Source organism: Baekduia sp. (genome assembly GCF_035318805.1).
Classification (GTDB): domain Bacteria; phylum Actinomycetota; class Thermoleophilia; order Solirubrobacterales; family Solirubrobacteraceae; genus Baekduia.
Genome location: NZ_DATHDY010000054.1, coordinates 20493 through 45236, shown reverse-complemented (window position 1 = coordinate 45236; position 24744 = coordinate 20493). Strand labels below are relative to the sequence as shown.

The window sequence follows — 24744 nt, the reverse complement described above, 5'->3', positions numbered from 1 at the left end:
CTGACGGGGCGGTCCGGCGATGCCGGCCGCCCCGTAGTCGTTCGTGCAGCGGCCTTCTTGGACGGCCGTGTCGCCGCCTCGTGGCGACGGTGGCGCATGAGACGGGTGCCAACGTTGCTTTGGACGTTTTCTGCCCGTCGCTGTCAGGTGCGTCGTGCTCTTGGCGACTGGCCCACGGGCAATGGGTCTACCGGTCCGTCGACGTCCCGACCACGACCTTGGGCTTCACGCCGAACCACTGCGACAGGATCAGGCGCGCGGCGGGCGCGGCGGCCTCGGCGCCGAAGCCGCCCTTCTCCACGGTGCAGACGACGACGATCGGCTTGGCGTCGGGGTTGGCCTTGTCGTAGGAGTAGGCGACGTACCAGGACTGGTCTTGCTCGATCTGCTGCGGGCCGTAGAAGCGCTCGGCGGTGCCGGTCTTGCCGTAGATCGGGAAGCGGCTGCGCGGCCAGCCCTGGTCGAAGACCTGCTTGGAAGTGCCACCGTTCTGGTTTGCCGCGCCATACAGGCCCTGCATGATCGCGTCCCGCCACGCCGCCGGGATCTTGACCCGGCGCCGGGACGGCGCGTCGAGCTTCTGCACCAACCCCCGCCCGTCTTCGACCTGTTCGCCGAGATGCGGCGTCGGCACCCGCCCGCCGTTGATGATCGTTGAGTACGCGATCGCCATCTGCAGAGGCGTGGCTTGCAGGCCGCCCTGGCCGACGGCGAAGTTGGTGTTGTCACCGGGGTTCCACTCCACGTTGCCGAACCCGATGCCGCACGAGCTGACCTTCCGCTTCTTGCGGCACGCCGCCTCAAGGCGGTTGATCCGGCGCACCTGCGCGGGGCTGGGGATCGAGCCGGTGGCCTCGCCTGGCAGGTCTATGCCCGTCCTACGGGCGACGCCAAGGTCGTGGGCCCACTTCTGCAGCGGCAGCGACGGCTGCTTGAGGTACATCTGCTTGCCGACGTTGTAGAAGTACGTGTCAGAGGAGACGCGCAGCGCATCGATGAGGTTGATCGTGCCGTACGCCTTGTGGCCAGCATTGCAGGAGACGTCGATGTTCTTGCGCGCGCCCGTCTGGAAGCAGCCGGTGTCGTTGAACGTCTTCGTCGTCGTGGTGACGCCCGAGTCCAGCGCCGCCAGCGCCGTGATCGGCTTGAAGATCGAGCCGGTGGGATAGGCGCTCTCGTCGGCGCGGTCGACCAGCGGAGAGCCGGCTGCAGCGCCGAGGTGCACATTCAGTGCTGCTTCAGTCGAGTATCGACCCGGCGCGGCGTCCAGCGGGTCGTAGCTCGGGCTGGAGCCCATCGCGTACACGGCGCCGGTCTTCGGGTTGAGCGCCACGAACGCCCCGGGCAGGCCGTGCCCGGCGGTGGCGAGCGCGTGCTCGGCCTTCTGCTGGAGGTCGAGACGCAGCGTCAGCTTGAGCTGGCGGCCCGCCTTGGGCTGGACGGCGGTCAGCGCGCCGCGGCGCTCGCCGGCGGCGTTGACCTCGATGCGCGTCGTGCCGTCGGTCCCGCGCAGGAACTTGTCGTACTCGGCCTCGAGGCCGTTCTGGCCGATGTCGGTCCCGCCGGCGATCCCCTTGAAGTTCTTCTTGTCGTCGATCTGGTTCTGGGTGATCTGCCCCACCGTGCCCAGCACCTGCGCGGCCAGCGTTCGGTTCGGGTAAGACCGGACGTAGAGCTGGTCGACGGTCACGCCCGGGAACTGGTCACGCCGCTCCTCGATGTAGTTGCGCTGGGAGGCCGGGACGTTCGTCTTGATGCGGACGTTGACGTAGGGCACCTGGACGATCGCGTCGACCACGCGCCCGTTGATCGTCGCGGCCGAGAGCCGCAGGACGCTCCCCAGGCGCTCGTAGCGCTTCAGCAGCTCGCCCGTCGCCTGCGGGAACGGCGGCTTGGGGCCCTGCTGGCCCTTGGGCTTGCTCGCGCGGATCGCCGACTGCTGCCCGTAGGCGGCGATCGCGCTGCGCATCTGGACAGGGACGGTCGACGGATCGAGCGACACGACGGTGGCCCGCCGGTTGTCGACCAGCGTGAGGCTGTTGGCGTCGACGATCTGCCCGCGCGGCGCCGCGATGCGCTCGGTCCGCACGCGGTTCTCACGGGCCTGGGCCAGGTATTTGTCGCCGTCGAGGACCTGCAGGTACCAGAGCCGGAAGAAGACGATCCCGAACAGGACGAACGCGACGACGCCGGCACCCGCGACCCGCAGCGCCAGCTGCTGTGTGATCGGGGGTCGGCGATCGTCGGCGGGATCGAACGGCATCAGGGCGTAAGTTAGCTCTCAATGGGGTCGATCGCTCATTGCCGATCAGGCGATGAGCGAACGCAGCATGAGCCCTGGACACTACGTTATCTACACGACTGCAAACTCACTCTGCGCGACTGCCTCACCTCAGCTTGGTGCAGAACGACAGGCCGCTGGGTCGCTCGCACAGCCATGGTGTGATGGCAACCGCACGCGCAGAGACGCTTTAGAACATGTCGGACTCGCCGTGCTCGCAGCCCTTCCGGTCGACGTCGAGGGGGAACGTATCGATGACCCTTTTGGACCGGCGTACTGAAGCAACGCATCGCATCGAAGGTGCGGTGCACTCGAGGGGTTGTGCATCGGACTGATCGCCTAAGCCCGTTGCATCCCATGCCGCCAGCGCATGGGACATTGCCGAGCTCCACATTCCTGCGGGAGGTGACGGTGGAGTTCGCTCTGCACGCCACCAGACAGTCGAGCGTGGAGTTCCGAACGCTGACGCTGCTGCTGCCGCCGCCACAGTGGCCCAGGAAGATTCCGGCGACGTGGCACTGGACGCCGCCGCCCGCGGTCGACCGTATGAAACATCAGTCTGTTGATGTGCCGACGCCGCCCCGTGGCGACGACCATCGAGGCACGGAGCGGTCGCCTAAGCTAAGCCCACCACAGCCACATCGAGCGGCGCTCGGTCAGGCCGACGCGATCACGGCCTCGGCGCGCGAAGCGCGCCCGAGTCGATGACGAGTCGAGCGGCGACGCGGAGGTCGTCGAGTGCTGGGCGGTGCTCGAGCTGGCCGCTGGCGGCTACGTGATGGGGCAGGCCCGACTGCGCAACTTCAAGGTGTTCATCGCCGGGGTCACCCCACGCTCGCTGGCCTCCAGCGTGGCGGTCGCCGACGCCGGACGGCAACTCGCGCTCGTGCTCGCTGGCGACCAGCCGCCCTACGAGGCATCCGACCTACGGGCACTGAGAGCGCGAACCACGGGATGGATCACGCAAGCCGGGCATGTGGCCGATCCGCCCGACGAAGCCCACTAGATCGCGTCGGTGCGGTCCGCCCGTCCGACGCTCGATAACCCGCTTTTACGTCGCCGCGCGGAGGGGGCCTTCGGACGACGGGCGCCGTCGGGCGCGGCGGCTCCCGGCGTCGGCGCCGGCGTGCGGTCGGTTCCAGCGCAGGTTGTTGAAGAAGCATCACACCGACGGCCCCGAAACGGCCCCACCTCGGCTTGCCGACGCTGCGGATCGCCACTCAAGTTGTAGGAGTCTGTATGTAGGGGACGCCCACCCCCACCCCATTTCCCCCTAGCCCAGCAGCGAATGGCGCTAGGCCCGGATGTACCCCTATGTAGCTGGGTTAGGACGTGCCACGCCCGTCAACCGGCGGTTGTCGGTTCCACCGGCTTGCGGACTACCGTGTAGTCCTTGCAGCCGGGAGAACGATTCAGCCTCATCCAGCGCATCTACGCAGCGCTCATGGACGAGTACGGCGACTGGTCATGGCCGATGATCGACGCACTCCTGGCGGAGTTCGGAGCCGGTTGGTCGGGCACCGAGGATCGTGTGGAACGGTTGCTCGAGCGTCTCCGCACGTTGGACGATGGACCTCTCGCAGCGCTTCACGCGCACCTCCATCCCGGCGAAGCGGATCCGAGCGCTCCCCTCCCTGGTGTCGACGATGCCGGACCCTGGTCCGAGGGCACCCTGCGGGTCTTCGTGAGCCATACGACGGCTAACAAGGAGGTCGCTGGCAAGCTCCGCGACTGGATGGCCCGCGTGGGGATCGAGTGCTTCGTGGCGCACACCGACATCGAGCCGACGCGCGAGTGGCAGGACGTGATCGAGTCGGCGCTTCGCACGTGCCACGTCGTCGTCGCTCTTCTGACGGACGACTTCAGCAAGAGCAGATGGTGCGACCAGGAGGTGGGCTTCGCCGTGGGTCGCGGGATCCTCATCGTGCCCGTGCGCTTGGGCGTCGACCCATACGGCTTCATCGGCAAGGTGCAGGGTCTGACTCTGCCTGCCGACCTCGACCCGAAATGGCTCGGCCCGAAGCTCGGCGACGAGGTCTTCGGCCTCTTGGCGCGCAACCCGCTGACGGCCGCTCGCATGGCGGACCCGATCGTTCGTCGCTTCGCCACGAGCTGGTCGTGGGACAACACCCGCGCTGCGTGGCCGTACCTCGTGGGCCTGCCGCGGACGGCATGGACCGAGGATCGCCTTGCGATGGTCCGGGAGGCGGCGAAGTCCAACGTCGATGTCACGCAAGGAGTTCTGTTGGACGGGACGGGCATGACGTTCCCCGTCCATCTGGAGAACCACCTTCGGTCACTCGGCATCGAGCTAGATCCGCCGTCAACGAGCGACTCCGCTCAGCGCTCGTCGAGTGGCATCCCCGTCGCCGACGACGACATCCCCTTCTGAAGCGCGCGACACGGTGAGATGATCGCCCGTCCTGCCGGGGATCGGGCACCCGGCAGCCTTGCTTTCGTACTGAGCGAGTGCACTTCATGGCGCTGTGTAGGTGAGTCAGGACGTGCAACGCGGTCACCTCCCCGGCTAGGGTCGGTTCATGGAGACGCTCACGCCGACCGAACTTGCCGTCGAGCTGTGGGGAACCGCCGAGAACGATTCGCACAGCCAGGGCGCGCGTCAGGTCCGTCGCACCGCTCGCTCGCTGTTCCCCGCCGACGCTCCGGGGATGGGCGGTCATTGGCACCTGACCCCCGCCCAGGTCCAAGCGATCCGCGCCGAGGTGATGGCCACGGCTGGCTGAGCGTCAACCAGCGGTTGTCATTGAGGATCCGTCCGACCCGCACGACAGGATCGCAAGACCTCCCAGCCGATTCCCCGCAAATTGCGGGTGAGTCCACCGCCCTCGCCGCCCATAGCACAGGAAACCGCGCTCGTGCCGTCCGACACGAGCCGTACTGTCGCGGCCGATCCGCTCCGCAAAGTGAGCGGGACGACGGTCCCTGCCTACGGTGGGGACCGAGAGAGGAACGGACCAATGGTCCGAAGTACGAAGGTCAACCTGATGCTCGCCCAGTCCGCGTTGGTCGCGGACGGCTTGCTCAACACCCTCGGCGCGGGATGGACGGAGATCGGGCCGGACCCGTCGCCGTTCGCCATCGCCGGGATCATCGAGGTGCCGTGGGACGCGACCGGGGTGCCGCACACGTTGCGGTTCGACCTGCTCGACGATCAGGGCAAGCCGGTCGTCGTGGACACCCCGGACAGGGGATCTGTGCCGGTGACGATCGAGGGTCAGTTCAACGTGGCCCCTCAGCCCGGCGTCAAGCGCGGTACGCCGCTCTCGATGCCGATCGCGTTGTCGCTCCCGCCGCAGCCGCTCCCTCCGGGTTCTCGGTACGAGTGGCGGCTCGAGATCGACGGCGAGACGCACGAAGACTGGCGGCTCGGATTCACGGTCCGGCCGTTGGCCCAGTCTCGTGCGGCGTAGTTCGCGCTACTGAACTAGCCGCAGGTGAGGACGCTTAGCGCCCTCTGACAAAGACACGGTGGCACCGGTGGGGGCCTTGAGATTCAGGCCGCTTGCACACGGCTTGAGGCTCCCGCCGGTCGCCAACGCTCCGACGCCGGTGAACTTCGTGATGTAGAGATACGTGTCCACAAGCCCCGGAGTTCGTCGTCTGGACCATACCCCCTTCGACCGGACAGACGCGGCCGCTTGGACGCCAACAACGATCCGGAGCCCCTCCGCTTGTCGGCGCTACCGGGGTAGCGGCTTCCGCCGGGTCGGCCGCTAGGTTCGTCCGGGTGCGTAAGTACGAAGTGATCGACCTCTTCGCCGGGTGTGGTGGCATGACGCTCGGCTTCTCTCTCACGAGACGTTTCGAGCCCATCTTCGCCGTGGAGTTCGACTCCGACGCGGCCGACACGTATGAGTTGAACTTCGGAGCACACATCGCGCGTCAGGAGGACGGTCGTCCGACTCCGATCGAGGACGTGCCGTCCTTTCCGGAGGCCGATGTCGTCATCGGCGGACCGCCGTGCCAAGGATTCTCGCCGCTCAACATGCGAGGCGTCGGGCTCGAGCGCCGCGACCTCTGGCGCGAGTATTTCCGAGCCCTCGAAGAGGCCAACCCGGTCGCCTTCGTCATGGAGAACGTCCCGGAGCTGCTGCGCTCGGCAGAGTTCGTCGACTTCAAGGAAGCCGCCGAGACCGAGCTTGGCTACCGCGTGGAGGGTCGCATCCTCAACGCCGCCGACTACGGCGTGCCGCAGACGCGCCGTCGCGCGATCGTGATCGGCACTCGGCTCGGCGAAGTGCCCTGGCCGGAACGCACGCACTTCCCGGCGGGCGATGTTCCGGCTGGCGGCAAGCCGTGGCGCACCTTCGCCGATGCGGTCAAGGGCCTGCCCCTCAAGCCCACGGGCAAGGACTGGCACAACCCGAGGAACCCCAAGCCCGTCAGCGTCGAGCGCTACCGCACGATCCCGAACGAGGGCGAAGGCCGGTTCCACCTTGCCGAGCGTCGCCCCGACATCACTCCGGCGTGCTGGATCCGAAAGAAGACAGGGTCGACCGACGTATTCGGGCGGTTGTGGTGGAACCGCCCCGCGTTCACGATCCGGACCGAGTTCTACAAGCCCGAGAAGGGTCGCTATCTGCATCCGAGCGAGCACCGGCCGATCACGGTTCGCGAGGCTGCTCGGTGCATGACGTTCCCCGACGGAGCCAAGTTCAAGTTGCCGCCTCTAGACCAGCAATCGATGACCTCGGTGGCCAAGCAGATCGGCAACGCTGTGCCGCCGATGCTCGCTCAGTGCATCGCCAGCGCTCTCGTCGAGCACATGGACGATGCCGGAGTTCGCAACGAGCAGCGCGAGCTGACGGCTGCCTAGCCGCCCGCGCGTTCGTCGCGGCGGCGACCCTGGAACTCCGCCGTCAGACGAAGGTGGTCCTCGTGACAAAGCGTCACGAGGTTGCTCATGTCGTTCAGCTCTGAGGCGGGGAGCGCGTCGAGCTGCTCCGCTACTGCCGTCTTGTGATGGACCTCGAGGTAGAACCGCCGGTCCCCGGCCCGCTCGGCGGCCTCACGGTTTCTGCCGCAGTCCTGACACGTGAAATCGTCTCTCTCGAAGACGCGAGCCCGAACTTTCTCCGGGTATAGGCGCTGACGCGGGTCGGTTCGGTCCTTCGGATCGGCCGAGACGAGCCGATACTGGCCGGGCTGGAGGTCCGGCTCGTCGACGTGCGACTCGATCGGCCAGCCTTCCTCGTCCCGCAGCTCCCGCCAGCGGCGGCTTCCCTCTTTGATCTTGGCCACGTAGTCGAGATCGTCTCGCGTGAGTACATGACCAACTCGAGCCTCGAGCAATGCGGCTACTCGATCCTTACCGCTTCCCGGCCTGCGGCGGATCGCGTTCATGAGCTGCCAGAGCGCAGCTTCTTCAGCGTTGCGATCAAGCGACCGCAGCCGGTACCGGTCCCCCTGCTCTTCGATCTCCCATCCGTGTTCGACGCGAAGCTCGCGGACTCGCCGCGCCCAAGTTCCGATGCCAGCGACCGCCCTGAGTTCATCGCCCCAGATCCACTCGTTTGGGTGCTCCTGGAAGTAGGCCAGGATCTTCCACAGTGCGCCTTCGCCGGGCTTTGATCGCGGACGCGGCCCGAACAGCCGGACGACGCCAGCCCCGGCCTCGCCGAGTGCCAGGTCGAACTCTTCTCGGGTTAGGTCGTCATCGCCCACGCGAGCGGCGAGGTCGACGAGCTGCCTCCCAGCGTCGGCGATGCGGCTCGCCGCGTCGTGCTCGTCGTGGGCCATCGGCGCGTAGTTCGCTCTGAAGCCGACCCTCCCCTTCCCGAGTCGCCAGCCGCATAGGGCGTTGTCGCCACAGCCGCCGACAGCCGCTGCAACGGCCGTTGCCGGAGAGTGTCGGTAGAGGCGCGCCGTGGTGCCCGGCGAACTGTGGCTCGATGCCCGTTCGCCGGAAGTCTGTCCGTCGGATGAGCCCGACTCATCCGCATCACTTGCCCGACTACGACCCTCCGGTGATGGGCGACGACTTGGAGCTCGACTCGGTCGCCGCCATCATCCTTGCCAAGGACAGCGACGGCGAGATGCTCGGCGACGCACTCCGGGAGACGTATGACCAGCTCTACGACGGCCAGCGCACGGGCCGGTGGAACCCGGACCAGCTCCACAAGACCGAGAAGACCCACATGGGCACGCTGGTCGAGATCAACGTCCACCGCGCCTTCGAGTTCGACGACGGCAAAGAGATGGACTACCGCGTCGGCGGGATCGAAGTCGACTGCAAGTTCTCCGCTCGCCTAGGCGGCTGGATGCTCCCGCGAGAGGCATACCGCCACAACCACCTGTGCTTGGTCATTTGGGCCAACGAAGAGCACAACCGATGGGAAGCCGGGCTCGTGCGCGCGACGCCCCGCTCGACGGGGCTGGATCCGGCGGCCGACGACGACTTGCTGGGGGCGGAGAACCAGGACCGGAAGCGTCCGCTCACACCGGCCGGAGAAAGCCGCATCCGTTGGCTCCATCCGTCGCCGACGCTGCCAGAGAACCTCTTGATGCACATCCCTGCAGAGACGCGGGAACGGATCCTCAGCGCTGCCCCCGCGAACCGGCGCAAGCCCACCGGGCAAGCGAAGATCAACATGCTGTTCCGGCTGGTTCAGCATCGGCTGGTCAATCGCGGGTCCGTAGTCACGGTGGCCCAACAGAAGGATTCGCCGAAGCGGGCACGCGACGCACGCAAGCGCAAGCACTTGGGCAAAGACGGCATCCTCGTGCTGGGACACCAGGAGCACGACCCGCTCGTCGCGGAAGCTCTCGGCCTTCCCGTCCCAACCAAGGGCGATTTCGTGAGCGCCCGCGTTGTCCCGGCTGAGCCGGGCTTCGCCGGTGACGCAGCGGATATCGAGGGGATGCGTTGGCGGCTGGCTCTCGACGAGGACCCGGTTGTGCCTGCCCCGCTCATGCCTCGCGTGAGCCGCAGGGGCGACGACGAGGACGACGACTGACGAGGGTCGCTACCGGCCCCGCGCCGCGAGCGTCGAGGCGACACGGTCGACGCAGGCCGCAACGTCCTTGCTCACCTCGAAATCCCAGAACCGAAGAACGACCCAACCGGCGTCAGTGAGGTCCCGATTGACCTTCGCGTCGCGCGCCTGATTGCGGGCAATCTTCTCGTCCCAGAACTTGCCCGACTGGCCCCAGTAGAAGTCCGGGTGGCCGTGCCAGAACGCGCCATCCACGAAGACGGCGATACGTCGGCCGATGAACGCGAGATCCGGCTTGCCGGGCACTCGCTTCGGATGGCATCGCCAGCCGCGCACGCCGCGTGCCCACAGGGCGCGCCTCAGCGCCAGCTCGGGCTTAGTGTCCTTCGAACGGACTGCAGCCATGTTCTGGCTGCGACGCTCTTTGGAGAGGTGATCCACCTCGCGTCCTACGAGGGTTGGATGTCCTCGAGCGACACCATCAGATCTCCGTCGCGGTTCCTGACTTCGACCAACAATCGAGCGGGGATCTCCGCCTCGGCCGAGACCATCGATTCGTTCCAATCCCAGTCGTAGACCGTCACGGGGCTTTCATCCGGGATATCGGCAGCCTCGCCCTTATGGATGCCGAGATCGAAGCGAGCAATCCCGCTGGCCCATACGGTCATGAAGTAGCCCCCTGGCGCAAGATCCGCCCGGACAAATTCGATGTCGCTCGGATCGAAGGAGGCAAGGATCGACTCGTCGATCTCTACCCCGAGGCCCCACTCCTGGTCGAGAGTCAGCGGGAACCAGGAGATGGCGTCCGTAATCTCGGCCTTGAGCGTCTCGACGTTGGCATCTTCCGTCAGGAACTCGTTGGCCATCCCTCGGGCAATCTCTGCGGGAACGTGTGGCCTGATTGAACTCGAGGATCGAAGCGAGTCGCGAGACCTTCGACGGATCTGCTCCAGCCTCGGCCAGATCCTGCCGCAGACGATGGTGCAACTTCGAGGGGTCCGGTGAGTCCGCAAAATCGGCCTTGTTGATGCTGATGAGGATGACCTCGTCACCGCTCTCTGCGGCCTCGATGACGGTGAGCCAGATTGCGGCGTCGACAAGCCCTTTGATGGGTGCCGTTTTGCGCTTAGCAAAGACCGACAGGTCTTGTTCGTTCTGATTCGGCTTGGGCTTTGCGGGCCGCGACGGCTTGATCGGATGACGATGCTGAGCGGCCCATTCGATGGCTCGTGCAATTGATCGGGGATGATCCGCGATGATGCGTTGAGGTCCAACGAGCCGTTTCTCGAGCGACTCGCGATAGGCCGCTACTCCGTCCTCGTTGTCGGCCGGAACGGACGGGCGCGTCAAGCCGAACGATCCGAGGTCGTAAGAGATCGCTCCAAGGGCCTTCCGCATCCGCTCAGTGCGTTCCGGGAATTGCCGCATCAGCTCTTCGACCACGCCGCGAGGCGTCCAGATCTCAACGTCTGGCAATTCGCCGTTATCGGACGCCTCAAATAGTGCTGAGACTTCTTGACCGTGTAGGTATACGTCGCCGTGGTAGGCGTTCGTGTCGACGATGACGATCATTCGAACACGCCGGTCTTGCGCAGTTCGCTGAGCTCGCCGCGTGGAGCCGGGCTCGTGCGGTCACACACGGCGCGGGCGCTGGGAACGGAGCCAAGCGCGGTCTCGCGAACCCTTGAGGGCGCTGAGCTGAACCGCAGTCTTGCCGATCAGGTCGCCCTCACACAGGAGGATCTCGTTGTCGTACCAACGGAGCGCCTCACCGATACTGCCATCGCTCCACTCGACGACCGCCCGACGCGAGCCGGATGACCCGAGAGGCAGCGACTCGAACGCGACAACGGCCGCCACGGTTGCGGCAAGATCCATCGTCCAACCGTGGCCCCAGATCTCATCTCGCTCGCTCACCTCTGGAAGGCTACGGGTTCGGGTGACCGGAAGAAAGGCCCGGCGGCCGAGTCGTTGCTTGCATGGTTACCCGATGCTGCGCGGCGGGGGCGGGTAGTGCTCAAGATCCATCCGGATCGCCGCTCCGCGAACCTGTACCCCTGGCTCCTCGGAGATCCCTACCTCCTAAAGCGCGGGAGTGGCGTCGAGCTTCCGTATAGCGGCTACCCGTATTCGGAATCGCCGGATTCGCCCTGAACGAGGACGGAGGACGGTCGTCAACCGTCGGTTGTCGCGGCCGCAAATGGCGAGCGCCGTCGCAGCCTGAAAGCTGAGGCTCAGAGCCGTGCCACAGACGAACGGCGTTGCACGTGACATCGCACTCCTTACGGGCGATGCGGCACCACGCAGCCTTGGTTTCCCGCTGCTCTAGTGGCGAGCGCCGCCGGGGCGGCTGTGCAGCGGCTCGGTGGTGCGGCCGCCCGCCGCGGCGGCGGCGCGCGCGATGATGGGTCTGCGCACAGCAGCCAGACCTCGTCGAACCAGCGCGCGGCGCGATAGCCGTCGACGATGCGCCGCAGCCGGCTGGCGCCCTTGAGCGTGCGCTCGAACTCGAGGACGACGCGACGGCCATCGCGGTGCTTGACGATCAGATCGGGCCAACGCTTGGACGTTCGATCGCCGGCCTCTCGCAGGTCGGCGCTGTGGCGCGTGCCGGTCGTGCGTTCGCGGGCGCGGCACTCGCGCTCGGTGTAGACGCTGGCGCCGTCGCCGCGCGCCTCGAGCCGCGTCACGAGCCACGCGAGTCCTAGCTCATGCTCGCGCTGCAGATCGGTGCGCGCGGGACGCCGCGGCGAAAGACCCACGGCGCGCAGACCGCGGGCGGTCACGCTGACCGTCCAGCCGGCGGTACCACCGCGCGTGCCGCTACGCGCCAGCAGCCCGGCGCGTTCAAGCCGTCGCAGGCGCGCGCTCACCTTCTCCTTCGAGACGCCGAAACCGCTGCGCCAGCGTGGCCGCGTCGACGAACCGAAACCGCGATATCCAGTGGAGAATCTCTCGGTCTCGTTCGTCCTCGACCCTGGAATGCCTCTGCCGCACCACCAGGGTCGGTGCCGTTGTCGTCGTTGTCGTCGTTGATCGTTGTTCCTGTCTCATCTGCCTTCCTAAGACGAGGCTCTCACCCAGCCCCAGCACCCTGACCCCACCCACCAAGGGCAGCCGCTCGGCCCCGTCCCAGGTGCAACCCCGGAGTGGGCTCCACCACCCGCACTCACCATCGCTACGAAGTACATGGTGGGTGTGGGTGGTCGAGCACGCGACGGCCGCGCGAAGCCCGGTGCGACGGGGCCGAGCGGCTGCCTACCCGTCTCGCCGCGAGACGGGTTGCGAGACGGGTAGCAGCCGCCCTCCAGGGGTGCACAACTGGTGCTGCGTCCGAGTAGTGGTGATGTGCGGCGCACGGTCCGAACGGTCGCCGTCGAAGCGGCAGGGCGCGGACTGCGGTTCGGAGTGCGAGGGGCGATCGCCGACGACAGGTTGCGCGAGGCGCTGAGCTTCCCGGAGCGGTCGAGGGTCGCTGGGCCGGCGGGCGCCCGTCTCCGACAAGGTGCTGACCTGCCGGCTGATGCCACGCAAGGTCGCTCAACCACCGCCGTGGGGGTGCCGTCGACCAGGACATGGACTCGTTGCCGAAGGATGGGGGAGCAAACGAACGAATGGAAGACCGCGCGCCCAGGTCAAATGGTGCCCAGCGCTGCAGGTCTTCGGCGGCAAGACCACCGAGAGGGGGAAGGGCGCGAGCGCCGACGCTGTTCCCCTGGGCCCCTGCTCTAGTGGTCCGGCTAGTGGTCCGTCCGTCGTCCCCACTAGGCGCTCAAGATCTGGCTGTGCAGTTCCCAATCACCCTTCCTCCAGTTCCCAACCACCCTCCCCCACCGTAGGAATGAGTGAGGGTGGTTGGGAACTGTCTGTGGGTTAGGTCAGCATCAATTGTGGAAGAAGTGGGACTTGGACTGAGGATGGATCAGAGAGCAGGGGTCCAGGGGAACAGCAGCAGAAGAAGAACAATAAGAAGAGGGAGAACAAGGGATAGAAACAACAACAACAACAGAGAACGGCAACGGCAAGAGAGCACCAACGGATGAGAAGGAACGAGGGCTAGGGATGGCCAGCAGCGAAGGCGAGAACGGCAAGGAGAACGGCAACAAGGCGATGGGCGGCGAGAGCGCGGGCGGGCGGCAGCGATGGGCCAAGGTGGAGGGCGAGAAGGATCGGGAGTGGCTTGCGTGGATGGCCCGTTTTCGGTTCGTGACGTCGGAGCTGATGGGGCTGCGATTCGGGGTCAGCGACCGCAAGGCGCGCAAGCGGCTGATGCGCCTGGTAGGCGACCAGCTGGTCGGCGTTCATCGCTCGTTTGGCACCACCTCGGTCTACGTTCTGACGCAGCGCGGCGCCCAGCACGTCGACATGCCGCGCCGGCTGCGGACGCCGCGGCCCGATCTGCACCGCGAGCATGAGCTGGCGATCGTGGAGAGCGTCGCCAAGCTCGAGCTGGGTGCCGCCGCCGGCGTCGAGGTCCTCACCGAGCGCGACTGCCGCCAGCGCACCGCCGAAGGGCCCGACCGCTTCAGCGTCGAGGTCGCCGATGACCGCGGTCGCAGCACCGACCGTTGGCCCGACATCGTGCTGCTGACGCCGAACGGCAAGGTCGCCATCGAGCTCGAGTTTGCGCCCAAGCACTCCGAGCGCCTGGCGCGGATCCTGCGCGGCTACCTGCTCAGCGACCTGGCCGAGGTCCGCTTCCTGGTGGTCTCCCCCAGGCTTGCGCGCACGCTTCACCGGGTGACCGAGCGCGAGCGCGCGAAGCTGCCGCTGCGGCACACCGACGGCCTGACGCGCGTGGTCATCGACGCCTGGACCAGCGCCGAGCCCGAAGACCGCGAAGCGATCCGAGCCCAAGCCGCCTGACCGCCGGCGGCCGCGGTGGGCGCATGCCCAGCGAGCACTGGCCGCACCGAGAGCGCAGCGGACCGGCGGCGGCGGCCGGGCGGACGACCACCACAATCGGGCCGTCGTCACCGTTCCAAAGCAGGCCCAACGACCGACTAAATCGCGCGTCGCGCGACGACGGCTCACGCCGCCGGCCGGTCATCGACCCGGCTTCTCCACGGCTCCTCTGACCCGTCTGGGTGGGCGTTCCACCGACCACCACCCCCGGAGCCCAGCCAGATGCCTCTCACCGCCACCAACGACGTCGTCTCCCTCGAGCAGATGCCGATCCGCGTCCTCGAGCTCCACATCCACGACGAGGACGTCTGCCGCAACTGCGGCTGGCCGCCCGCGCTCAACGGCTTCTGCACCTGCACCAACTTCGAGCCCGAGCCGAGCACCTTCGCCGTCACCTACCTCGACACGCGCGCCACGCGCGCCGCCAACGGCCTGACGCCGCAGAGCGCCCCGGCCCCGACGCGCCGCCGCCTGGCGCTGCGCCGCGGCGACTGCGCCTGAGCCTCACGTCCTCGCCGGCCGCCACCGAAAGGCGCTCTGATGTGCCCACAGCGCTACCTCGACGCCGACCCCGAGCGGCTCCCCGCTGCCGACCACTACCGCCTGAAACGCGTCCACGGCGGGCGGGTTCTCCCGCGCCGCTGCGCAAGCGCCATGCAAGCAGCGACACTGGGCGCGCTGCTGCCCTACGCGACCTACGTCCTGCCGCTGACCGCCGACGGCAAGGTCGTCCAGGCTCCCGCGGGTCCGGCCAGCAACTAATTGCGCCATCGGCGCTCAAACGCCCGCCTAGCGGGCATGAACAACGATCGCGACCACGCCCCCGGCGGGGGCCTCCTTGACGTCATCCCCACCCTGCTCGGCGCTCTGCTCGCCGTCGCGCTGGCTCCCGGCGTCGCCGCCGGGCTCGCCCTCGGCGAGTTACTGCGCCGCCACCGGCTCGCCTGGAGCTGGACGATCGCCGCCGGTGCGCTCGTCGCACCAGTGCTCCTCATTTCAGGCCCAGCGGCCGCCCACGGCCTCCTGGACACCGTGAGAGGGCTTCCCGGTTCCGTTCCCAGCCCGACGGCCCTCACCGAGATCCTGTGGCCGTTCTGGCTCATGGTCGCCTGCCCGGTAGCGGGCGTCTACAAGGCCTGGCGCGATCACCGCTCGCGGATCCAGGGCGGCAGCGCCGAGGAATCGGTCCGCTACCAGCTCGGCCCGATCGCATGGTGGCGCAAGCGCCGCCACACCGCCGCGCAGCTGGCCGCCGGGCCGATCGCCGCCGACGGCGTGCTCATCGGCGCCGACGAGCGCGGCAACGTCGTGCGCCTGCCGCCGCTTGCCGCCCACGCCACCATCGTCGGCGGCTCCAACACCGGCAAGACCAACACCGCCGAGGTCATCCTCGAGGGCCACGTCGCCGACGGCGCCGGCTTCATCGTCCTCGACGGCAAGGGCGGCCGCTCGCTCGCGCACGCCGCGATCGAACTCGGCCGCCGCTACGAGCGGCCCGTGGCGCTGTGGTCGATCTTCCCCTACGGCGACGAGACCCTCGACAGCCTGCGCCTGGCCTGGAACGTCACCGGCGACGGCAACCCCACCGAGATCAAGGACCGCATCGGCTCCAGCGAGGAGCAGTCAGAGCCCTACTACGCCGCCGTCGCCGCCCGCGGCCTGCTAATGGCCGCCCGCGCGTTGCAGAAGCTCGACGGCGTCGTGCGGCTCGACGAGCTCGCCGCCTGCCTTGAGAACCACGAACGCCTCGTCCAGGCGGTCGGGGACGCCGCCACCGAGGATCAGCCCAGCATCAGCTGGGCCAAGAGCCTCGGCGACGCCGAGAAGTCCGGCCTGCGCGGCATGGGCCTTCGTCTGCGCACGATGGTCAACTCCGATGGCGGCGAGTGGCTGCTGCCGACGTCTGACGGCCGTGAGATCAACCTCTATCGGGCCATCACCGAAGGCTGGCTGGTCGTCTTCACGCTGCCCCAGGGCATGTACCCGCAGCTCATCCCGCACGTCACGCGCTACGCGCTGCAGACCATCAACAGCGTCTGCACCCGCATCGAAGGCGAAGGCCGCAAGGCCAACGCGCTCGTCTTCGTCGACGAGCTGTCGGCCTTCGACGGCGAGCAGCTGTGCGCCACCTACGAGCGCGCCCGCTCGGCCGGCGTGCGCGTCATCGTCGCCACCCAGTCGGTGTCGAACTTCGAGAGCGCCGGCGGCGACAAGCTGCTGCACGCCGCCCTGGACAACAGCGAAGTCGTCATCGTGCACCGCCAGGCGGTCCCCGACGCCGCCGAGCTGCTGGCCAGTCTCGGCGGCACCGAGGAAGCGTGGGAACACACCCACCAGGTCATGGACGGCCGGGGCATGGGCGCCATGGGCGTCGAGCTGGGCCTCGACGAGTCCGGCCAGCGCGCACGCCGGCTCACCGACCGCTTCCGCGCCCACCCCAACAAGATCAAGCAGCTGCGCCAGGGCCAGGCGATCGTCATCAGCACCCGCCCCGACTTCCAGGTGCGCCACATCAACGTCCGCGCCGGGCTCACCGCCCGCCCCGAGGCCGCCTAGCTCGGTGTCTATACGCCCGTCTTTACGTCCGTGTACACAGCGATCTTTACGCCCGTCTTTACAGCTATCTGTACATCTGCGCGGTTAGATGCCTAGATGTACGCATAGCCCTGCGCCTAGCTGCCTAAGCGCGTCTCTCGCCGCCTAGCAGGACGCTGGGCGGGAACCACCGACCAAGGAACGACATGGCTCACGTCATCGCACTCGCCAACCACAAGGGCGGCGCGTCCAAGACGACCTCGGTGGCCAACCTCGGCGCCGCGTTCGCCATGGAGCCGCTCAACAAGCGCGTCCTGCTGATCGACGCCGATCCCCAGGCCAACCTCTCCACGATCTTCGGGTGCGACCCCGAGCTGATCGGGATGCGCCTCGAAGACGCCCTGGAGCGCCCCAGCTGGGACGACGCCCCGGCGGCGTGGCGCACGCGCCCCGTGCCCGGCCAGGAGCCCGTCGAGCTGGCCGCGGGAGTGCATGTGTTGCCGTGCACCGAGGAGCTCGAGGTCGTCGTGCGCAGCGAGGCTCAAGCCGAGGGCTTCGCCCACCGGCTGCGCAACCTCGTCGCGCTCTACGACGGCTCCTACGACATCATCCTCATCGACACACCGCCCGGCCGCCAAGCGCTGTCGACGCTCGCCCTGCTGGCCGCTCACTACGTGATCGCGCCGATCCGCCCCGCCGACCTCGACGTCGAGGGCGCCATCCGGCTGACCGAGATGCTCGAGGACGAGATCGAACAGCACAACCCGAGCATCAAGATGCTCGGCGTGCTCGTCACCCAGACCGACCGGCGCTGGAAGATCGGCGGCGCGGCGCGCAACGCGCTGAAGGAGGCCCAGATCGCGACCTTCGAGCGCGAGGTGCCGTTCGCCGTCAGCGTCGGCCGCGCCCCGGCCTACATGGCTCCGACAATCGTGCTGCAGCCCGACGGGCGCGTCGGCTCCGCCTACCGCGACGTCGCCATGGGCCTCGCCGAGGTCCTCGACCAGGTGACGCGCCTGGAGGTGGTCTCCTGATGGCCGAGCCGCCGCCGATCCGCGCCCGGCGCCGACGCGCCGACGGCGACCTTCCCGGGCTCGGGCCCGTGGCCCTGCTCGATGCTGCCGCGCCAGTCTCGCCCGGCACCGTGGCTGAGGCCGAGCGCCCCGCTGACGACACTGGCCCTCGGGGCGCCGCGGAGGGCAACGAGGTGGCGCGCACCGAGCGGCCCACTGAGAACGCCGCGGAGACCGACGGAGCCTCCGATACGACGCCGACAGGCGGCGATGTGCCACCGGCGCATGAGGTCCGCGGGGCGGCGCAGTCGCCGGCTGACGCGACCGACCGGCCGGCGCGGGGCGCCGCAACGCTGCAACGCCGACGTCGTCCCGTGGCCAGTGGCAACCCCTACGCCGGCGCTCGATCACGACAGTTCAACGTGCGCCTGCTGGACCCGCTCAAGGACCGCTACGAGCAGCTCCGTCGCGAGCTCGGTGATCAGGGGATCGACACCAGCGTGACCGAACTGCTGCACGCGCTGATGCACGAGGGCCCCGAGTCGGCCGACGAGGCACGGGCGTTGCTGCAGCGCTGGCGGCTGCTCAACGCAGCGCTGTAGAGCGCCGGCCAACCGTTGTCAGGCTGACGCTGGGCGCGCCCGAGTGGCGAGCGGCAGAGCAAGGCGCGAAGGACGGGACCCCTTGGCCTGGCGGCCGGGCGGACGACCACCACAATCGGGCCTTCGTCGCGGCTACGCAGCCACGCTCAACGACCGGCCACGCCTCGCTGCGCTCGGTGACGGCTGCGCCGCCAGCCGCTCGATCGAGCGGGCTACTTCACCGCTCCTGCGACCCGGCTGGGTGGGCGTTCCACCGACCACCACCCAAGGAGCCCCACCATGAGCGCCACCACCACCACCGTCAAGTCCGCCACCGGCCGTCAGCGCCAGACCATCGCCGACCTGGCCCGCGAGCTCGACTACACCGACGTCCCCGAGCCCCGCAGCACCACCCACGCCTCGGCGATCATCCAGCGCCTCATCGAGGACCGCGACCCCGCCGGCGCCAAGCCCGCCCCGACCTCCCGCCAGCTGCGGATGCTCGAGCGCCTCGGCGCCGAGCGCGGCAAGGACTACAAGGTGCCTGCCACGCGCGCACAGGCCAGCGCGAAGATCTCCCGGATCCTCGCCGCCGGCGCCCCCGACGAGCAGCAGGCCGTGGCCGCCTAACGGCGGCCGCAAGGCCTCCTCCCGGACCGCCCACACCATGCTCGACTCGCAGATCCTCGTCGTCGCGCCCACGGGCGCGACGCTCTGCGGCCAACCGCTGCAGCTCACCAACAGCGAGCTGCGCCTGCTGCGCCGCCTCGCCCGCCAGCCCGGCGCGGCCTACTCCGCCGAAGTGCTGCAGGGCGCCGCATGGCGCCACGCGCCGACGCTGCGACCCAGCCGCGTCCGGGACGCCATGAGCAAGCTCAGCTCGCAGCTGCGCGCGATCGCCGAAATATCGGTCGTCGAGCACGTCGACGCCTACCGGCACACCTACCGACTGGCCCTGCCCGCCGCCGAGGTCCTCGTCCTCGACGACGCCACAGGCCCCACGACCTACGATCGGACCCCATGAGCCCTGAACCCGACACCAGCGAGCGGCGCCGCAGCCTGCGGCCCGGCGACGTCCTGTAGCGGCGGCCCCCGGCAGTCTCTGGCAAGCAGCCCCGCGGGCCGAGTTGCCGCGAACTGCCTAAGCGCAGGGGAACCGCCAGATGACTGGCACTCGTCGCCGTCGTAACGCGCTCGGTCGTCGGCGTCGACGTCGACGCTCATGGCTGTGGTGTCAACGGCCATACCACCGTCGCTCAGCTTGCGACAGCAGAGCACCGCCCCTACCGGCGTGGCGGCGCAACCTTTGGCGCGGCCAGCCGTACCTGAGGTCATGTCCCGCATCCCGATCCTCGCCGCATGCGCCGTCGTGCTTGGCCTTGCTCTCGACTGCGGGTCCGCTCAAGCCAAGTTGGCTGCCGCCGGCGACCGCTGTGCGCCGCACCGCACCGAGCGGGTCCGGGCTCGGTCGGCCTCGGCCGTCGTGCTGCTGCGCCGCACAGATGTGCTGATCGGCTGCTCGCTGGCCACCGGCCGCCGACGGGTCATGTGGGTCATCGACCGCCACGAGGTCATTTTCGACCAGATCCACGTTCGCGGCACCTGGGTGGCCTACGTCGTGAACAACGTTGAGCGCTATGACCACACGCAGTGGCTCTTCCGCGACGATGCCACGCACGCCCATCGGCGCAAGCGACTGGCCGCCGGAGCGGTGACGGAGGTCGCGGTCGGCCCGGCCGGCGCGATGGCCTACGTGACCGGCGGCGCCCCCTCAGACCACCTGCTGCTCGATCGCCGCGGTGCGGGCGCCCTGCTCGTCGACCAAGGCTTCCGACTGCGCTCCGTGCGCTTCGCCGCCGACGACCGCCTGACCTGGCACCACAAGATCACATCGATGACCGCGTCGATCACTGCCCCCGACCGCTGCGCCACCGGCCACGACAGCGGCACACTTGCGCTGGCCGTGACCCACACGGCGACCACCGCGACCGCCTGCTGGCGGGCCACCGGCGCCACCCGCACCGTGACCGCCGACCAGATCACACGCATCGCCGTCGGCGGCTCCTGGCTGGCCGTCGGCACCGGCAACGGGCAGCTCCCCACCGCCGACGTCCTAAGCTTAGGCTAGCCCGCCCCGTGAACTAGCGTCGTGCGTCGCCTGCCCCGGGGCCGCGGCCTCTCTATAGGCGACCGTGGCTGGTGGACAGACCCGGCGGCGTCCCGCTCGGGCGCCGCGTGAGTTGTCAGTGTGGTCCGGTTCGCACCGACAAAGGAACGGCGATGCCAGCGCCATCCGACCCCGCTGGCCGTGCGGGAGACCGACGACGAGTTACGGTCTGTGGATGATCGCGCGGGGTCTGGATGTGGACGGCCCGCGCTGAAGACGACCTTCGCTGACGTCGACCCCTGGCCATGCCCCACGTCGTCACCGGTCTTCCTGATGAACAGCTGATCCTCACCGCCCCAGAGGGTCTGCGCCTGGTCATCATGGCGGAACGCGCGCGGAAGCACGGCGAGGACGCCGGTAGGCTGGTGGTCGACGCGCCGCGCGAGGTTCAGGTGCTGCGTGGCGAACTGGATGGGCGCCGGCCGAGCAGCCGCCATGCGCAACGTGGGGCGCGCTGGCCCTGTGCGTTGCGTGGAACGAGCCAGTGGACGTAGGTCGGCGCTGCGGCTCTCTAACGGCGTAGCGCCAATGACGATGGCCACGCATGAGTCGCCCGGATAGACCGTCGGGGCTGGCCTCCCAGCGCTCGGTCGATGCAGTCATGAGCGCCTCTGCGTCCGGCATGCGGCGCCGACCGCGTTGACTACGTCGACGTCGACGTCGTGGTAGGTGAGCTGCAGACACGCCCACAAGTGCAATTCTGCAGCTACTCGGATACCGAAGCTCCATCTTAAGCGCAGTGGTCCTATGGAGGTTCCCGACCTCGATCCTGATGTGCTCGTCGGCGGTCCGCCTTGCCAGGGCTTCTCGGTGATCGGGCGCATGCGTTGAGCCCCAGACGGCGCCAGGCGTGCGCGCCTGCGCGCCCGCGATCTCGGCCCCCCGTTCCCGCACTGGCCGGCTGGGTCCTCGCGGGATAGCGTCGAAAGCTCGCCGACGAGCTGCAGCTTCGCCATCCCATTTGCAGGGACATCTTTCATGCGCTGGACGCATGTCCCATTGCTAAGGAATGCTGCATTTACGCTGCCGGGCCTCTCGTCGTCTGTCCCTCATGACGGCCTTTCTCGACACGGAGGTCCTGCTCGTGATTTCTTCGCCCCGCGACCGCTGCGCGCTCGCTTCAGTCATGTTTGCGCTTGCGGCACTCTGCCTGCTTGGCATGGCAGCTCGTCCTGCGCCGGTGTCCGCCGCGCCGACGGTGATGACCCAGAGTCCCGGCGCCTTCGCCAACAGCGGCTCGCTCGACAGCGAGCGCGCGTTCGCCGGCGCCAAGTACATCGGCGCCGGGACGATCCGCCACATCGTCCAGAACGACGTTGGCTTCACGTGGGCCTCGACCGACGCGCTTGTGACCGACACCGCCAACCACGGGCTGTACAGCTTCCTCACGCTTACCTACAGGCCCTATGCCTACGGCGGGAGGCGCATCCCGACGACCGCCGACATGGCGAGCTTCTGCAGCGCAGCGGCGACGCGCTACGGCTCGACGATCACCGACTACAGCGTGTTCAACGAGCCCAATGCATATACGTACAAGTGGGGCGTCGACTCGACTCCCGACCATCACGACATCGTGCACGCTGTGCCGGCCGTTGATTACGGCGAGATGTATCGCGCTTGCTACTCCGCCATCAAGGCCGCCGACCCGACGTCGCGTGTCTACTTTGGCGAGCTGTCGAACGGCACGGCCGACTTCAACCCGTGTAACTACGTGAGCAACGCACTGACCAGCTCCGTCACGAGGGCCGATGGGGTTGCCATCCATCCGTACCAGCTCCTTGTAAACCCGCTCGACAAGTTGACCGGCGCTGCTTGTCGCGGCATTGGCCGCATCAGCGAATGGGGCCCGGTACTCGCGTCCGCATCCACCCTCAGGACGCCCGCCGGCGGCGCTGTACCACTCGCCGTCACCGAGTTCGGCTACTGCCGCTCTTCTTCGGCAAAGCCTTGCGACGAGCCGGGGGCGCCGGGCAACGAGACCCAGCGTGCCTCGTGGCTCGACGCCGCCTATGACAATGCCTCGGCGGCAGGCGCGACGTACTTCAACTACTACCACCTGGCTCCGGGAGATAACTCCTGGGACACCGGCATCATGAACGCCGACGGCAGCGTCACCGACTCCATGAACACGCTCCGGGCGAAGACCGGCAGCACGTGGGAGAGCGGGTACGTCCGCACCGGCGGCGCGACGTACCGCATCGTCGGCGGTGCGCCTATCCGCATCTACGACTGCACCAACCTCCCCGGCTGCTCGCTGGCGAAGGACGTGCCGAACCTCAGCGGCTACGCGAGCGTGCCCGCGAACGGGACGTTCGTGAGGATCGAGGACGGGCCCGCTCAAGGCCAGGTCGCCCGCGTCGTCGGCGGAGCGATGGTGCCCGTCGGCGCAGGCAACTGCGGAGCGCTGAACGGCTGCTCCGGTATGGTCGCCCTCGACCACCAGGGCTTTGACGCCTACGCCGCGGCGCATCCCGACATCGCCAGCGGGACGCTCGTCCGCCAGGCCACCGGCCCCGGCGCAAGCCAGATCACCCGCTCGGTGGGTGGCGCGCTGCTGGTCATCGGCACCTGCAGCTACCTCAACGGCTGCGCGGGGTGGGTCGACATCGACGAGGGCGGGCTCGATTTCTACAACGCGCGGCACAAGAACGTCGCTGACGGCACGTTTGTTCGGCAGGTCGACGGCGCGGCCGCGGGCCAGGTGACGCGGGTCGCCGGCGGCGTTCGGATGGCGATCAACAATTGCACGACCATTGGCGGCTGTCCGACCGATTGGGTCAACATCGACGAGTACGCCTTGTCGATCTACGACGCCCACCACAAGGCTATGGCCGACGGCACCTACGTGCGTCAGAACGACGGCGGCGCGGCCGGTCAGGTCAGCCGGGCGGTCGGTGGTGCGCTGCTGCCGATGCAGACCTGCCCGGGCACGTGTAGTTGGGTGCAGCTCGACGAGCAGGCCATCGGGACCTACAACGCCACCCACAAGGACATCGCTGACGGCACGTTCGTTCGCCAGTTCAACGGCGCGGCCGCGGGCCAAGTGACGCGGGTCGCTGGCGGCGTTCGGATGGCGATCAACAACTGCACGACCATCGGCGGCTGTCCGACCGATTGGGTCAACATCGACCAGTACGGACTCGACGCCTACGACGCCCACCACAAGGCTATGGCCGACGGCACCTACGTGCGTCAGACCGACGGCGGTGCGGCCGGTCAGGTCAGCCGGGCCGTGGGCGGCTTCCTGATCCCGCTGGCGACGTGCCCGACCGCCGGATGCGGTGGCGTCGCCGTCGGGCTCGCCGAGGCCTCGCTCAACGCGTACCGCAGCACGCACACGGCCATCGCCGACGGCACGTTCGTCCGCCAGGCCGACGGGGCCGCGGCCGGGGAGATCACGCGGGCGGCCGGTGGCGCGCTCGTGTCGCTCACCGACTGCGCGCCGCTGGGCAACTGCGCGGGGCGAGTCGACGTCGACCAGGCCGGCATCGCGTGGTACCGGTCGACGCGCCCCAAGCCGGCGAACGGCACGGTGCTCAAGGCGGTGCCGTCCAACGGCTACTGGCTGATCACCGACGGCCAGCGAACGCCGACATCGGCAACCAGCTCGGCGGTGATCGTCAACGACGGAACGCTCGCCGACTTCCCGGTCGCATAGCGCAAACAGACGCCGTCCCTGGGCCGTCGCCACATGCTGGCGGCGGCCCGCCCGCGCTTGCTGGACCGGGCGGATGTCTTCAACCAGGAGCAGCTCAAGCCACCTGGCCGGCCCGTGGGCTCGTCGTGACTTCAGGCACCGTCCTTGGGGGATGGGAGTCTCTCGCAAGGAGTCCCCTGCTAGCCGTCACGCCGTTCGAAGATGCTCAGCGCTGACCGACCAGCGCCGGACCAGACGAGGTATGGGCCGATGCTCGGCGTGTGCCCTCTCGATGCCTTCCCGCATGACGGGTCGCGAAGTGGAGCTGGGCCACCTGCCGCCCCCAGCCCTTCGCCAGTCGGCACACCGCGCATGATTGCCGGGTCGACCGCGACGACGCCCGCACGATCCTTGCGTCGCTCGTCGACCAGTTGCGGGGCGACGCGTTCTTCGCGCCGACCGCCCAGGCCTGGCATGCCCGCGCGCAGTTGCGCGCGCTCGGGCTCTGGAGCGCCCATGACGCCGCCGCCGGCCGTCCCGGTTGAGGCTGTATGACGAACGAGGTGACTGAACGTTGGCCCGCTCGGCCCCCGCCCCCGGTCGATTTCGCTGCCGCGATGCTCGTCTCCGGCCTAGCGCGGGGAGAGGCGGGCACACCCCGCAGTCGGC

Annotated in this window: 24 protein-coding genes; 18 read left to right on the top strand and 6 right to left on the bottom strand. The window is 68.4% G+C overall.

Annotation, left to right across the window (positions count from 1 at the left end; all coding sequences use genetic code 11):
- Window positions 1-187: 187 nt before the first annotated feature.
- Complete coding sequence (locus VK501_RS13000; RefSeq protein WP_324337940.1) at window positions 188-2263, bottom strand: penicillin-binding transpeptidase domain-containing protein; 2076 nt, start codon at window positions 2261-2263, stop codon at window positions 188-190.
- 766 nt (window positions 2264-3029) lie between these two features.
- Here VK501_RS13000 and VK501_RS12995 point away from each other — a divergent pair.
- From VK501_RS12995 to VK501_RS12975, 5 genes are all read left to right on the top strand, one after another.
- A complete protein-coding gene (locus VK501_RS12995; RefSeq protein WP_324337939.1) occupies window positions 3030-3287 on the top strand; it encodes a hypothetical protein in 258 nt (85 codons plus the stop codon).
- A gap of 438 nt (window positions 3288-3725) precedes the next feature.
- Window positions 3726-4673 (top strand): toll/interleukin-1 receptor domain-containing protein, encoded by a 948-nt coding sequence (locus tag VK501_RS12990; RefSeq protein ID WP_324337937.1) that lies wholly within the window; start codon window positions 3726-3728, stop codon window positions 4671-4673.
- A gap of 148 nt (window positions 4674-4821) precedes the next feature.
- Complete coding sequence (locus tag VK501_RS12985) at window positions 4822-5025, top strand: hypothetical protein (RefSeq protein WP_324337935.1); 204 nt, start codon at window positions 4822-4824, stop codon at window positions 5023-5025.
- A 261-nt stretch (window positions 5026-5286) separates the two neighbouring features.
- Window positions 5287-5712: a DUF6941 family protein gene (locus tag VK501_RS12980; protein WP_324337933.1), complete on the top strand. Its 426-nt coding sequence runs from the start codon at window positions 5287-5289 to the stop codon at window positions 5710-5712.
- Window positions 5713-6029: 317 nt separating this feature from the next.
- The gene (locus tag VK501_RS12975) at window positions 6030-7118 is read left to right on the top strand and encodes a DNA cytosine methyltransferase (protein WP_324337931.1); all 1089 of its coding nucleotides are present in this window, start codon (window positions 6030-6032) and stop codon (window positions 7116-7118) included.
- On the opposite strand, the gene VK501_RS12970 is transcribed toward VK501_RS12975, so the two are convergent.
- Window positions 7115-8041, bottom strand: coding sequence for an HNH endonuclease signature motif containing protein (locus VK501_RS12970; protein ID WP_324337929.1), 927 nt, complete (start codon window positions 8039-8041; stop codon window positions 7115-7117). The two genes, VK501_RS12975 and VK501_RS12970, sit on opposite strands and share 4 nt — an antisense overlap.
- A 206-nt stretch (window positions 8042-8247) precedes the next feature.
- Here VK501_RS12970 and VK501_RS12965 point away from each other — a divergent pair, with 206 nt between their 5' ends.
- Window positions 8248-9258, top strand: coding sequence for a NaeI family type II restriction endonuclease (locus VK501_RS12965; RefSeq protein ID WP_324337927.1), 1011 nt, complete (start codon window positions 8248-8250; stop codon window positions 9256-9258).
- 9 nt (window positions 9259-9267) lie between these two features.
- Here the strand turns inward: VK501_RS12965 and VK501_RS12960 are convergent, their stop codons facing one another.
- The 4 genes from VK501_RS12960 to VK501_RS12945 all read right to left on the bottom strand — a co-directional run bounded on the left by VK501_RS12960 (window position 9268) and on the right by VK501_RS12945 (window position 12110).
- A complete protein-coding gene (locus tag VK501_RS12960; protein WP_324337925.1) occupies window positions 9268-9678 on the bottom strand; it encodes a very short patch repair endonuclease in 411 nt (136 codons plus the stop codon).
- 8 nt (window positions 9679-9686) lie between these two features.
- Complete coding sequence (locus VK501_RS12955; protein WP_324337923.1) at window positions 9687-10103, bottom strand: hypothetical protein; 417 nt, start codon at window positions 10101-10103, stop codon at window positions 9687-9689.
- Between the two features lie 766 nt (window positions 10104-10869).
- On the bottom strand, window positions 10870-11154 hold the full coding sequence (locus tag VK501_RS12950) for a hypothetical protein (RefSeq protein WP_324337921.1): 285 nt from the start codon (window positions 11152-11154) through the stop codon (window positions 10870-10872).
- Window positions 11155-11519: 365 nt separating this feature from the next.
- The gene (locus tag VK501_RS12945; protein ID WP_324337919.1) at window positions 11520-12110 is read right to left on the bottom strand and encodes a hypothetical protein; all 591 of its coding nucleotides are present in this window, start codon (window positions 12108-12110) and stop codon (window positions 11520-11522) included.
- Between the two features lie 1189 nt (window positions 12111-13299).
- On the opposite strand from VK501_RS12945, the gene VK501_RS12940 reads away from it, so the two are divergent.
- From VK501_RS12940 to VK501_RS12890, 12 genes are all read left to right on the top strand, one after another.
- A complete protein-coding gene (locus tag VK501_RS12940; protein WP_324337918.1) occupies window positions 13300-14103 on the top strand; it encodes a replication-relaxation family protein in 804 nt (267 codons plus the stop codon).
- 261 nt (window positions 14104-14364) lie between these two features.
- Window positions 14365-14643 (top strand): hypothetical protein, encoded by a 279-nt coding sequence (locus tag VK501_RS12935; RefSeq protein ID WP_324337916.1) that lies wholly within the window; start codon window positions 14365-14367, stop codon window positions 14641-14643.
- A 39-nt stretch (window positions 14644-14682) separates the two neighbouring features.
- Window positions 14683-14904 carry a hypothetical protein gene (locus VK501_RS12930; RefSeq protein ID WP_324337915.1) on the top strand — a complete coding sequence of 74 codons (222 nt, stop codon included), beginning with the start codon at window positions 14683-14685 and terminating at the stop codon, window positions 14902-14904.
- A 36-nt stretch (window positions 14905-14940) separates the two neighbouring features.
- Window positions 14941-16698 (top strand): TraM recognition domain-containing protein, encoded by a 1758-nt coding sequence (locus VK501_RS12925; protein WP_324337913.1) that lies wholly within the window; start codon window positions 14941-14943, stop codon window positions 16696-16698.
- A gap of 185 nt (window positions 16699-16883) precedes the next feature.
- A complete protein-coding gene (locus VK501_RS12920) occupies window positions 16884-17711 on the top strand; it encodes a ParA family protein (protein ID WP_324337911.1) in 828 nt (275 codons plus the stop codon).
- A gap of 68 nt (window positions 17712-17779) precedes the next feature.
- Window positions 17780-18292: a hypothetical protein gene (locus tag VK501_RS12915; protein WP_324337909.1), complete on the top strand. Its 513-nt coding sequence runs from the start codon at window positions 17780-17782 to the stop codon at window positions 18290-18292.
- Between the two features lie 279 nt (window positions 18293-18571).
- Window positions 18572-18901 carry a hypothetical protein gene (locus tag VK501_RS12910; RefSeq protein ID WP_324337907.1) on the top strand — a complete coding sequence of 110 codons (330 nt, stop codon included), beginning with the start codon at window positions 18572-18574 and terminating at the stop codon, window positions 18899-18901.
- A gap of 37 nt (window positions 18902-18938) precedes the next feature.
- Complete coding sequence (locus VK501_RS12905; protein WP_324337905.1) at window positions 18939-19295, top strand: winged helix-turn-helix domain-containing protein; 357 nt, start codon at window positions 18939-18941, stop codon at window positions 19293-19295.
- A gap of 309 nt (window positions 19296-19604) precedes the next feature.
- Complete coding sequence (locus VK501_RS12900) at window positions 19605-20399, top strand: hypothetical protein (protein WP_324337903.1); 795 nt, start codon at window positions 19605-19607, stop codon at window positions 20397-20399.
- A gap of 284 nt (window positions 20400-20683) precedes the next feature.
- Window positions 20684-20932: a hypothetical protein gene (locus VK501_RS12895; protein WP_324337901.1), complete on the top strand. Its 249-nt coding sequence runs from the start codon at window positions 20684-20686 to the stop codon at window positions 20930-20932.
- A gap of 175 nt (window positions 20933-21107) precedes the next feature.
- Entirely contained in the window at window positions 21108-21269 is a 162-nt protein-coding gene (locus VK501_RS28750; protein WP_349261009.1) for a DNA cytosine methyltransferase, read from the top strand.
- A 178-nt stretch (window positions 21270-21447) separates the two neighbouring features.
- On the top strand, window positions 21448-24096 hold the full coding sequence (locus VK501_RS12890; protein ID WP_324337899.1) for a hypothetical protein: 2649 nt from the start codon (window positions 21448-21450) through the stop codon (window positions 24094-24096).
- Window positions 24097-24744: the final 648 nt, after the last annotated feature.